At 63.4% G+C, this 9,147-nt stretch carries 10 protein-coding genes and 1 pseudogene; 5 read left to right on the forward strand and 6 right to left on the reverse strand.

The genetic code is table 11. The features are described 5' to 3' along the window. The 6 genes and pseudogenes from EOA29_RS16005 to EOA29_RS16030 all read right to left on the reverse strand — a co-directional run. A pseudogene (locus EOA29_RS16005) lies at positions 1-663 on the reverse strand (GMC family oxidoreductase); the annotation flags it as partial. A 128-nt stretch (positions 664-791) separates the two neighbouring features. Further along, on the reverse strand, positions 792-2,123 hold the full coding sequence (locus tag EOA29_RS16010; protein WP_126090557.1) for a UDP-glucose/GDP-mannose dehydrogenase family protein: 1,332 nt from the start codon (positions 2,121-2,123) through the stop codon (positions 792-794). Between the two features lie 154 nt (positions 2,124-2,277). Further along, on the reverse strand, positions 2,278-3,165 hold the full coding sequence (locus EOA29_RS16015) for a family 16 glycosylhydrolase (protein ID WP_126090558.1): 888 nt from the start codon (positions 3,163-3,165) through the stop codon (positions 2,278-2,280). A gap of 134 nt (positions 3,166-3,299) precedes the next feature. Then, complete coding sequence (locus EOA29_RS16020) at positions 3,300-3,692, reverse strand: hypothetical protein (protein ID WP_126095658.1); 393 nt, start codon at positions 3,690-3,692, stop codon at positions 3,300-3,302. 125 nt (positions 3,693-3,817) lie between these two features. Further along, on the reverse strand, positions 3,818-4,834 hold the full coding sequence (locus EOA29_RS16025) for a glycosyltransferase (RefSeq protein ID WP_126090559.1): 1,017 nt from the start codon (positions 4,832-4,834) through the stop codon (positions 3,818-3,820). Between the two features lie 68 nt (positions 4,835-4,902). Further along, positions 4,903-6,060 (reverse strand): nucleotidyltransferase family protein, encoded by a 1,158-nt coding sequence (locus EOA29_RS16030; protein WP_126090560.1) that lies wholly within the window; start codon positions 6,058-6,060, stop codon positions 4,903-4,905. Between EOA29_RS16030 and EOA29_RS16035 the strand changes: the two genes are divergently transcribed. The 5 genes from EOA29_RS16035 to EOA29_RS16055 form a co-directional block, all read left to right on the forward strand. Next, positions 6,059-6,346, forward strand: coding sequence for a hypothetical protein (locus EOA29_RS16035; protein WP_126090561.1), 288 nt, complete (start codon positions 6,059-6,061; stop codon positions 6,344-6,346). The genes EOA29_RS16030 and EOA29_RS16035 overlap by 2 nt on opposite strands. A gap of 216 nt (positions 6,347-6,562) precedes the next feature. Then, entirely contained in the window at positions 6,563-6,715 is a 153-nt protein-coding gene (locus tag EOA29_RS16040) for a lasso RiPP family leader peptide-containing protein (RefSeq protein ID WP_126090562.1), read from the forward strand. A gap of 158 nt (positions 6,716-6,873) precedes the next feature. Further along, the gene (locus EOA29_RS16045; RefSeq protein ID WP_126090563.1) at positions 6,874-7,173 is read left to right on the forward strand and encodes a PqqD family protein; all 300 of its coding nucleotides are present in this window, start codon (positions 6,874-6,876) and stop codon (positions 7,171-7,173) included. Positions 7,174-7,198: 25 nt separating this feature from the next. Further along, positions 7,199-7,573 (forward strand): lasso peptide biosynthesis B2 protein, encoded by a 375-nt coding sequence (locus tag EOA29_RS16050; protein ID WP_245464825.1) that lies wholly within the window; start codon positions 7,199-7,201, stop codon positions 7,571-7,573. A gap of 3 nt (positions 7,574-7,576) precedes the next feature. Next, the coding region (locus tag EOA29_RS16055) for a lasso peptide isopeptide bond-forming cyclase (protein WP_127221134.1) at positions 7,577-9,147 on the forward strand (1,571 nt) is incomplete at its 3' end.

The raw sequence follows: 9,147 nt of genomic DNA on the forward strand, positions 1-9,147 counted from the left end.
GTCCGCGTGCTCGAAGACGTGCATCAGGCCATTATTGACGGTGAACTTGGCGTCGACCGGGCACAGCCAGCACCTGAGGTTGGCGCAGCAAGAGGTGCGCTGCGCCGTTGCCACTCGCGCACGGGCGGTCGGCATGACGAAATGCTGCTCCGGCTGCGCCGCCTTCATCATCCGATCAGGCGCCGACATGCGATGCGGCGGCTGCGGGAACGGCCGCGAGCGCGGCAGCATCCGGGCCATGTCGGGATCGCCGGAAATCGACATGACCTCCTCGGCATCACAATAGAACGGCTCGAGATCGTCATAGCTGATCGGCCAGTCGTTGCCGACGCCGTAGGTGCTCTTCAGCTTGAAGTCGTTGGGGTGGAAGCGCGGCGTCTGCGCGAACCAGCAGTTGGTGCCGCCGCCGAGGCCGATCGTATAGTTCCACGGCTTGTCGGCATTGTCGGTCTTGTAGGTGCTCTCGTCGTCTATGTCGGTGTTGGCGTTCTGGTTGAGCTGCCATTCATGCGTGTTGTGGCGGCCCCATTCCAGCACCAGGGCGCGGGCTTTGCGCCGCTTCAGGAACTCATGCAGGAAAAAGGCTGAACCGAAACCGGAACCGATGACGACGAGATCGAAATGCTCGTTGGCGATTTTTTCGGGCTGAACGTCCATCACCATCGGATCGAACCCTTTCCCGAAACGCGCGCGATCATTGTCGGCCCCCAAATCATTGTCGGGGCCCCATCATTGCCGGTCCCATTGTCGTTCGCCGGAACCGTCTGGCGGGAAGCTGGCCGCGGACATCGTCATGCCGCCATCCTGCCGATCGAGTGGTATTCGATGCCGTAGCGGGCAATGACCTTCGGGTCGTAGAGGTTGCGGCCGTCGAAGATGACCGGTGTCGTAAGCGCGTCCTTGAGCGCGTCGAAGGAAGGAGCCCTGAAGCTCTTCCATTCGGTGCAGATCAGCAGCGCGTCGGCGCCGCGCAGGGCCGCTTCCTTGGTGCCGCAGAGCAGAAGGTCCTCGCGCAGGCCGTAAATGGCCTGGCATTCCTGCATGGCCTCCGGATCATAGGCCTGCACCTTGGCGCCGGCCGCCCACAACGCCTCCATCAGCGTGCGCGACGGGGCCTCGCGCATGTCGTCGGTATTCGGCTTGAAGGCAAGTCCCCAGACGGCGAAGGTCTTGCCCTTGAGACTGCCCTGGAAGTAGCGGTCGACCTTGTCGAACAACACCGATTTCTGCGCGTTGTTGCGCTCCTCGACGGCGCGCAGCAGCTTGGCGTCGAACTTGACGCCCTCGGCGGTCTTGATCAGCGCGCGCACATCCTTGGGAAAGCAGGAGCCGCCATAGCCGAGGCCGGGATAGATGAAGTGGTAGCCGATGCGCGGATCGCTGCCGATGCCCTTGCGCACCTCCTCGATGTCGGCGCCCAACTGTTCGGCGAGATTGGCCATCTCGTTCATGAAGCTGATCTTGGTCGCCAGCATGCAGTTGGCCGCATATTTGGTGAATTCGGCGCTGCGCACGTCCATCACGATCATCTTCTCGTGGTTGCGGTTGAACGGCGCGTAGAGCTCGCGCATCATCGCCTCGGTGTCCTCGCTCGACGTGCCGACGATGATGCGGTCCGGCTTCATGCAGTCGGCCACCGCCGAGCCTTCCTTGAGGAATTCCGGATTCGAGGCGACGTCGAAGCTCAGATCCTCGCGGCCGCGCTTCTTCAGCGTCTCGGCGATCTTCGCCTTGATCTTCTCGCAGGTGCCGACCGGCACGGTCGATTTGCCGACGACGATCTTGGGTGCGTCCATCTCGCGGCCGATGGCCTCGGCGACGGCAAGCACGTATTTCAGGTCGGCCGAGCCGTCCTCGCCGGGCGGCGTGCCGACCGCGATCATCTGGATCTGGCCATGCTTGATGGCCGCGGTCGCATCGGTGGTGAAGCGGATGCGGCCGGCGGCGTGGTTCTCCTTGACGAGGGTTTCGAGCCCGGGTTCGAAAATCGGGATGAAGCCCTGGTTGAGCCGCTCCACCTTCGCCTCGTCGATGTCGACGCACACCACCTCATGCCCGACCTCGGCAAGCACCGCGGCCTGGACGAGACCGACATAGCCAATTCCAAACACCGTCAAATTCATTTGGTTCTATTCCTGTTTAAGGCCGGGCCGCAAAACGACCCGGCCAGTTCAGATATCCCCGGGGCCGGCCCGGGTTAATTCGTTAGAGCATGATCATATCCGAACCGTGGGTCAGCGAAGCAAAAATCGGATGACCTTCGGTTCGGGATCATGCCTAGTTGCTGTTAGTTATGGTGCAAGCCAGCGATTCCGGGAATTGGCATGGCTGGCCCAAAGCGGTGAAGGCGACGCGCTTGACCTGCATGGTCACCTTGCGGCCGGGATCGGCGAAGGCGCCCATCCAGTTGGTCAGCTTGTCGCTGCCCCACAGGCTGAAGAAGATCTTCTGCGGATTGGTCGGCAATTCGTCCGGATTGGTCACCTCGTTGACCAGCTTGCCGTTGACATACCAGCGCAGCCGGTCCTTCTCCCAGACGAAACCATAATCATTGAAGCCCTTGTCGGCGCCGCCTTCGACATCGACGAGCTTGCCGTTCTTCGGCTTGCCCTGGATGTAGCTGTTGACCTGGACCTTCGACGGATCCTTGGTCAGAACCTCGAAGTCGATCTCGTCCCAGGGCTTTTTGTCCTGCGGCCCGATATAGGTGAAGAACGCGGCGTTGAGGCCGGATCCGGTGTCCGTCTTCATGCGCGCCTCATAGACGCCGTAGCCATAGCGCTGCTTGGTCTGCAGCTCGGCGCAGGCGAACTCGCGATCCTTGAGCTTGCGTTTTTCGAAGCCGAGCGAAAGCACGCCGTCGGAAAGCCGGACCAGATCCTTCGACCAGATGCAGTTCTGGTGATTGCCGTTGCTCCAGCCGTCGGAGACGTACCAGCGCGAACGGTCGAAATTCGAGAAATTGTCGACGAAGGACGGCGCGCTTTGCATGTCCTGCGCATGCGCATCCTCGGCATGCGCCGAATGCGGGACCGCCAAAACGGCTGCTGTAACTGCGAGCAGCGCGCTTGCGAGGCTTGGCCAAAAGCTACGCGGCCCATTCGGGTGCGCGCGCGACATGCCGCAAGCCGCCGCGGTCGTGGTGTTGTTGGGATCTGCGTTCATAACAAACTCACCTTGTGTTGTCCGCCCCAACCCAAAGTCATTCCTGGCCCGCCTCAGGCGAGCCGCTTCTGATCCTTTGCCCTTTGAACTCCTCTGTTGTCTGGTACCGACGACGCGTGCGTTGACGTGCCTTTTCAGGCTCGTCCCGCCGACCTCGCCAATCCTACGGCCGCGCTGGCCTGCTCAGCACCTTCATCGACGATCGCGTCAAGCGAATGGCGCAGTTCCTTCATCAGGCCTTTCTGTCGGGCGAGTTCGGCGATGCGCCGCTCGTAATTCAGGATCGCGCCGGTCATCGCGCTGACGTCCGACGACTTATCTGTCGACGCGGAGCCATTCTCCATGGCCTCGACCAGGAAGGCCGCGTTGGCTGCCGTCGACCGGTAGCGATTCTCCAGCCCGGTCTTCTCCGCCTCGATCTCGGCGCCGATCTGGTCGAACAGCTTCGCCAGACGATCCAGTCGCTGGAGATCGGTCTGCCGGTCGCGGGCCGGGTCCCTGGATCTGAAGCCAAAAATCGAAGCCATTCGATCGGCCTTTCGCAATTGCTGCACCGCAACATAGACTGCCATTCTCGAGGCAAGTAGGCAACCGCGTAGTTTCGGAATGCGGACTTTTTTAGAAAATAGCTGGCCGCCGGAGCTGCGCGGGATCACTCTTCCGCAGCACTTGTCGCAGCCATCAGGAAGCGCATCGCAGGCACTTGCTGCTTTGCAGCAATGCCGGTGCGGCGGAACAGCGCGTCCAGCTTGTCGGCGGCCACGCCGCGAACGATCGGGATCAGATTGGACTGGCTGGCGAGGGCATAGGCGGCGGCCGACGCCAGGCCGCGCTCCGCCTTCACATCGAGGAAATTGCGCAGCCGGTATTTGTCGCGCACATGGCGTTCGTGGCGCCGCAGCGCGGCCTTCGAGCCTTCCGGCAGGTTGCCCAGCGCCAGCAGCGCCAGGTCGGCGTCGGCAAGGCGCTTCAGATCCTGCGTCCTATGGCGGCCGCTCAGCGAATCGGCGCGCACGATTGCGCCGTAGCCGCAGGACTTGATGATTTTGAAACGCGCTCCGCAGGCGACCGCGCGCGCATAGAGCTCGTAATCCTCGCCGAGCCGCAGGTTTTCGTCATAGCTCAGCCCGTGGCGCTCAAGGAATGCCCGGCTGATCACAGGCTTGAGGAAGCCCAGTTCGCCGCGCAGGACGCGGCGGCGAGAGATGTTGCCTTCGATGAAACCCTCGAAATCGAGGAATTGCGGCTCGGGCGCGAAGGACGGAGCCGCGACCTTGGTAAGGTCGCTCGCCGCATCGTCCCTGATCAGCATGATGTTGTCGGCGGCGAAATCCCAGTCGGCGCTGGCGAACAGCCGGCGGAAGCGGCCCTCGAGGAAGAAATCGTCAGCGTCGAGGATACTGAGGAAAGGCGAAACGGAGGCCTTGATCGCGGCGTTGCGGGCGAAGGACGGACCTCGGTTGACGTCGAGACGCATCACCGAAAGCCTGCCACGGCCGTCGTCGGCGGCGCGCGCCACATGCTGCGTATCGTCGGTGGAGGCGTCGTCGACCACGACGACTTCCGCCACCTCCGCCTCGCGCAAAGCCGAGGCGATGGCGACGGGAATGGTCCGCGCCGCATTGCGGGCGGCGATTATGACGCAGACCCTTGGGGTCGTCACGGGCATGATTCACCTTTCGATTGCATGAGTCCCAGCCAATCCCCTGCCCGAGATGTTGAATGCGAAACCTGTCCTCATCCGTTGCCCCGCACCGGCGTGACGGCGTCCGGCCGCTCGAAGATGCGCCGGCTGAGATCGGCGGAGGCCGCCCATCCGGCCTCGGTCAGATAGCGCACCGGCTCGCGGCCGCAGAGCTCCCACAGCACCGTCCGCCGCTGCGGCCAGCGCAGCGACGACAGCCAGGGCGCGATCACCATGTGGAAGAGGTCGGCATTGGCGATGCGCGCCAGGATCCGGGTGGCGCGGTCCGAGAGCAGTGTGACAGTGCCGCCAAGCAGAACATCGGCCGCGCGCAGGCCAAGCAGCAGCGTATCGGCCAGACCCTGCCCGGCGGCGTGGTCAAGCACATTCTGCTGTTCGGTTTCGCTCAGCCGGCTGGCCGCGGCTCTGACGTCGCAGACATAGCCGGCGCAAGGCTCGCGGTTGAAGAAGGCCTTGGCCACGCTGATGCAGGACAAGAGCAACATGTCGGACGCCGAAATCAAAGGCATACCGGTTCCGGCAATCTCGACCTGACGCTTGCGGCGCAGGAAGCCGTCGATATCGCGCGGGCTCGGCGAGCCCGGCTGCTGCAGCCGGTAGTGGAGGTCGACCGTGGCAACCCGCACGCCGTCGTCGCGGACCATATGCTGCTCGCCGAGGAAGCGCACCCACCAGACCGAGCGCGACTTGCCGGCGACCTCGTAGCCGACCGAGCGCAAGGCCTCGCGGGCGGCGGTGAAACCGGACGGCGAAACCAGGATGTCGACGTCGCCGGACGGCTTCATGAAATGATCGCCATAGAGCAATTGCTGCTGGAGCGGCCCTTTCAGGAAGACGAAATCGATCTGCCTGCCCCGCAGCACCTGATGGATGGCGATCGAATCGCCGATGCAGGCGGCGTTCATCGACATGGTGCGCCGGCGATAGCCGTCGAGCCATGCCAGCAACTCTGGAGGCGTGGCGCCAGCCGCCCCGCGTGAGAGAGCCTTGAGCAAAAAGACCGCGACCTTGTTCAGCCTCGCAATGTCGGCGACGTTGGATGCCGAGATTGCCGGAGCCGGCATGTCGCCATGACCGGCGGCACTCGCAGCCGGATTGAAGAACAGCCGCAGACAGGCCTGCATATAGGCGACTTCGTCGGCGCAGCCGGCCGCACGCAGCCTGTCGTAAGAAGCATCCTGCACGGCCATGCCCGATGTCGTTTCTCCGCAAAAACCGCCCGCGGCGGTGGTTATACCGCAACTGCGAAGAAAAGCATCGCCAAAAATCTGGACGGCCATCCAGCGCGTTCCGAGGCAGCCTCGCCTCTGCAACCTGCGCGTTCAGTTCGCCGGCTTTCCGATCACTTTTGAAGACGGAGCGGACTGCGGCGGCGCAGCCCGGCAAGCGCTATTTTCTGCAGCATTTTTCCTCACGGTCGTAAGCCAGGTATTTGAGCCCCTCAAATTATCACAATTGTTTCATATACTTACCTAAACGGCAAAAACCCGACGCTACACCGCCGGACCACATCTGCCCAAAATGGAACCGTCCGCGACTTCATCACCGATGAAGGCGGGCGCAACCAAGAATTGATTAAGGCCTGGTAAATCAGGCTTGACTCATAAATGCTGCCATGCAGCAATTGCAACGCGGCATAGCAATATGCTGGCGGCATTCTGAAGCCGCTTCCAGTCTTAATTGGAGAGTAGAATGGAACAGAATGTTGAGAAGCAGGAGTACGAGGCCCCCAGCCTGACGGTTCACGGCTCGATCGAAACGATCACGCAGGGCGGCGCTGGTACGACGGCGCTGGACGCAGCATTTCCCGCACACACGCCTTTCGACCAGCTTACCTTCTCTTGAGGCTGAGGGCGTCCGGGCATGTCGGAGTTGGGACTCCGGGCGCCCCTTTGAACAGATGGGCCGGGGGACCCTGTTCCCCCGGCTTCCTGTCCGGCGATCGCAGGCAACCGATCCGGTCAGGCTTGAAGACGCGTGGCGTTCAACAATGAGGTTTTAGGATGCACTGGAACCCATCTGACCACGACCGCGTGGTCGCGACCAGCGATGCGGTGGCCTGCGAATTCGGCAACGGACTGGCGCTGCTCCATCTCAAGTCCAACATCTACTACAGCCTGAACGGCGTCGGCGCCTATATCTGGGAACTTATCCAGGAGCCGCGGTCGATCCTCGACATAAAGAACGCCATGCTTGCGCGCTACGATGTCGATGCCGGGCGCTGCAAGGCCGATGCCGAGGGCCTGCTCAAGGGGCTGATCGAAGCTGGGCTTGCGAGGCTCCACCATGAGGAACTGGTCTAGGGTCCTCTCACTGAGCGGCGCGGAAATGCTGTTCTTGATGCGCTGCCTGGCGGTGATCGGCGCCGTGCGGCTAGGACTGGCCGTTTTCTCCTACAACCATGTGCGTGGCCTGGTGACGCGGCTTGATGCCAAAGGCGCGGCGAGCACGGGCGAACTCAGGCGCATCGCCTGGGGCGTCGCCGCTGCCGCACGGTTTGTGCCTGGCGCCAGCTGCCTCACCCAGGCTCTCGCCGGACACTATCTGCTTGCCCGCAAGGGCAATGCCTCCAAGATCCGCATCGGCATCGAGCGCGACACCGGAGCCGAGCTCAAGGCACATGCCTGGCTGGTCAGCGGCAACCACATCGTGCTCGGCGGCTCGATCAGCGGGTTCAACCATCTTGTCGATCACGGACCGTAGACGATGAGCGGCGTCGCCGGAATTCTGTCGAGGGAGGACGGCAGGCCTGCCGCAGCCGCCGACATCCAACAGATGCTCGCGCGCATGCGCCACCGGGCGCGCGACGGCAGCTCGTGGTGGGCGGATGGAAGCGCGGCGCTCGGCCATGCCTGGCTCGACACGACGGGCGAAGACGGCCCCGGCCCGCTGACGATGGCCAACGGCAAGCTCGCCATCACGGCGGATTGCCGGCTGGACAATCGGGAGGAGCTTTTGGCGCGTCTCGGCATACGTGACCACGCGGCGGCCGACGCGATGCTTCTTGTGCGCGCTTACCTGAAATGGGGCGATGCCTGTCCGACCTATCTGCAAGGCGATTTCGCCTTCGCGATCTGGGATGCCGAGCGCCGAGCGCTGTTTTGCGCCCGCGACCATTTCGGCATCAAACCATTCTATTATCACGCGAGCGCCAGGCGCTTCGCGTTCGCCTCGGAGATCGGCCCTCTGCTGGCTCTGGACGGTGTCGGCACGCGCATCAGCGAGCATCAGATTTCCGGCTTCCTTGCCGGACTGCCCGACGATCCGCAGTCGACCCACTATGCCGAAATCTTCCGCCTGCCGGCCCGCCACATCCTGACGGTGACGGACAGCCGGGTGACGCTTCGCCGCTACTGGCAGATCGAGCCTTCGCCAAGGCCGCTTCGCTCGGATGCGGCTGAGGAATTCAGGCATCTCTTCTCACAGTCGGTGCGAAACCGGATGCGCGGCACCACTGCCATCGGCGCGATGCTGAGCGGCGGCCTCGATTCGTCTTCGATCGCCGGCGTCGCCGGCCTGCGGGCGGCTGCGGAGCGCAGACCGAGACTCAAGACCTTCTCGCTGGTCTTCGAGAAGGGCTCGCCGATGGATGAGAAGCCATTCATCGACGCGGTGCTCGACCGGCACCGGCTCGACGGCACGATGATTTCCGTCGGCAACTACGCGCCTTTCGCCGAGTTCGAGCGCATCCTGGAGGAACAGGAAGGGACGTTCCTGGCGCCTGGCCTGTCGTTGACCCGCAGCATCTACCGGACAGCGGGCGCCAAGGGGGTGAAGGTGCTGCTCGACGGCCATGGCGGCGACGAGGTCGTTTCGCATGGGTATGGACTGCTGCATGAGCTCGCCAACGCGGGCCGATGGCTGGCACTGTGGCGCGAGCTTCACGGCGGCTCCGGCATCTACGGCGAAGGCATGCTCGCCATGTATTTCAGATTCCTGACCATCTACGGGCCGGCATGGCGGATCGCCAGGTGGAGAAGCCGGATGAACCGGCTTCTGTCCAGGCTGCGGCCGGGGCCCGCCGCGCAGGCACGCGTCCCCGCCTGGGGCGGCCTGGTCAACGCCGAGCTCGCCCGGCGCACCGACCTCGTCGAGCGCTTCCACCGTTCCGGCTACATGCCGTCGAGCGTCAGCGCCAGCGAGGCGCTCACCCATCGCTGGGTGCTCTCGACCGGTCTGGTGCCGCACGCTTTCGAGGTGCTGGACAAGGCGGCAGCCAATTTCGGCGTCGAACCGCGCTATCCGTTCTGGGACAAGCCGCTGGTCGAATTCTGCCT

Source organism: Mesorhizobium sp. M1E.F.Ca.ET.063.01.1.1 (genome assembly GCF_003998155.1).
Taxonomy (GTDB): Bacteria; Pseudomonadota; Alphaproteobacteria; order Rhizobiales; family Rhizobiaceae; genus Mesorhizobium.

Bases quoted from the DNA above. Each gene is read 5' to 3' on its own strand.
- EOA29_RS16035 (WP_126090561.1), top strand. From the start codon at position 6,059: ATGCCCGATGTCGTTTCTCCGCAAAAACCGCCCGCGGCGGTGGTTATA.
- EOA29_RS16050 (WP_245464825.1), top strand. From the start codon at position 7,199: ATGCTGTTCTTGATGCGCTGCCTGGCGGTGATCGGCGCCGTGCGGCTA.
- EOA29_RS16020 (WP_126095658.1), bottom strand. From the start codon at position 3,692: ATGGCTTCGATTTTTGGCTTCAGATCCAGGGACCCGGCCCGCGACCGG.
- EOA29_RS16040 (WP_126090562.1), top strand. From the start codon at position 6,563: ATGGAACAGAATGTTGAGAAGCAGGAGTACGAGGCCCCCAGCCTGACG.
- EOA29_RS16030 (WP_126090560.1), bottom strand. From the start codon at position 6,060: ATGGCCGTGCAGGATGCTTCTTACGACAGGCTGCGTGCGGCCGGCTGC.
- EOA29_RS16045 (WP_126090563.1), top strand. From the start codon at position 6,874: ATGCACTGGAACCCATCTGACCACGACCGCGTGGTCGCGACCAGCGAT.
- EOA29_RS16025 (WP_126090559.1), bottom strand. From the start codon at position 4,834: ATGCCCGTGACGACCCCAAGGGTCTGCGTCATAATCGCCGCCCGCAAT.
- EOA29_RS16010 (WP_126090557.1), bottom strand. From the start codon at position 2,123: ATGAATTTGACGGTGTTTGGAATTGGCTATGTCGGTCTCGTCCAGGCC.
- EOA29_RS16015 (WP_126090558.1), bottom strand. From the start codon at position 3,165: ATGAACGCAGATCCCAACAACACCACGACCGCGGCGGCTTGCGGCATG.